Origin of the sequence: Neobacillus notoginsengisoli (assembly GCF_003515685.1) — a bacterium.
Taxonomy (GTDB): Bacteria; Bacillota; Bacilli; order Bacillales; family Cytobacillaceae; genus Bacillus_D; species Bacillus_D notoginsengisoli.
Genome location: NZ_QWEG01000037.1, coordinates 1 through 1,832, shown reverse-complemented (window position 1 = coordinate 1,832; position 1,832 = coordinate 1). Strand labels below are relative to the sequence as shown.

At 20.1% G+C, this 1,832-nt stretch carries 1 protein-coding gene; it reads right to left on the bottom strand.

Annotated elements, in window-relative coordinates:
• Positions 1–137 precede the first annotated feature (137 nt).
• Positions 138–1,832, bottom strand: a 1,695-nt coding sequence (locus tag D1B31_RS24525) for a hypothetical protein (protein WP_192894827.1), incomplete at its 5' end; no start/stop codon positions are given.

The window sequence follows — 1,832 nt, the reverse complement described above, 5'->3', positions numbered from 1 at the left end:
AGATAAAAGGAAAATATAATATTAAATAATAAAATATATTAATAAATAATATAAAATTAAATAATATAAGATTAAAAAAGATAATAATTAAAAAATAAAAATATTAAATAATAATAAATAAAAAGAAAAAATGAGAATTAAGATTCTTTACCTTTACCTTTATCTATTTTTAGAGAATTAAAATTCTTATTATTAAAAAATTCATTATCTTCAATATCTGATTCATCAAAAAAATTAATATTATAATCTTTTTGAATTAATTCAAAAATATAATCTCTAGCTTCAATTCTATTTTGGATTTGATACCAATTATTAGGTTCACTATCAAAGAAATCTAATATAGTATCTTGAGTTCTATTTTTATATGCAGCTTCAATCATATTTTTAAAAAATGGACTATCATAATCATATATAGCATAAGAATCAAAACCTTCAATAAAATCTACACCAGGTACTAAATTAAAATAAGGATTATCTAAAATATCTGCATTTAAATGAATAACTCCAAATTTATCTATTCCACCTAAATAATTTTCAGAACTATTTTGACCTTTTATAGTAAAAACTTCTTCCATATCTCTATCATTTGGTAAATAATAATTAAAATTATGTTCATTTAAATATTCTACATTAATCTTTGAATTAGAAATTAAATTTTCTAAATAAAAATTATTATTTAATTTATTTAAATTTGAACTTCCTTCTCCTTTATCTAGATTAGATATTTTATTATAATTAATCTCAATAGAAGTATTATTATTACTTTCTATATTACTTCTTAAAGTATTTATATCAGATTCTAACATAGAACCTCCATATAAATCTTCATAACTAAATTCATTATTAAAATCTAAAGAATTAGAATTAATTTGACTTAAGTTAGAATTAGAAGCAGAAGAATTCTCATTATTATTAGGTGAATTAGAATTGTTACCATTATTTGAAGAATCATTTCCAGAATTATTATTAGAAGAATTATTATTTCCATTATTAGAATTATTATTAGAAGAATTATCATTATTTGAAGAATTATTTCCATTATTATTATTAGAAGAATTATTATTATTTGAAGAATCATTATTAGAATCATTCTCAGAATTATTATTAGAATTATTTGAATCATTATTAGAATTATTATCCGAGTTAGTATCTGAATTAGTATCTGAATTATCTGAATCAATAGTTTCTTCATTACTTATTGCTTCTTCTATTACAATATCAGCATATCCTTCTAAATTTTCTACAACAGATCTGAAATAAGAAGAATTTCCTCTAATTGAAATTACATTATCAGAATCAAAATCAAATATTCCTGCCATATATCCTGAATATCTTAAATTATCATCTAAATCTAAATCTAAATCATCATCTGATGTAGTTATATTTGCAACTGCTTCTGAATTTGCATCTGTATCTGTATTAGATTCTGTATCTGTATTTGAATTATCTTCATCTGAAGGCCAACCATCATTAGGATTATATCTGAATGGATTTTGATTTTCCTTATCTTCTTTAGATGAAAATGGATTAACTTCTGATCCATCTATAGGTGTAGGTAAAGATGTATCTGTTTCAGTATCTGTATCTTCTTCATCTTCCAATAAATTAGAATTATTTGAATCATTATTAGAATTGTTTGAATCATTATTAGAATTATTATTTCCATTATTAGAATTATTATTTCCATTCTCAGAATTATTATTTGATTCATTATTATTATCTGAATTATTATTATTAGATTCATTATTAGAATTATTATTTGAATCATTATTAGAATTATTATTAGAATCATTATTAGAATTATTATTAGAATCATTCTCATTATTATTTCC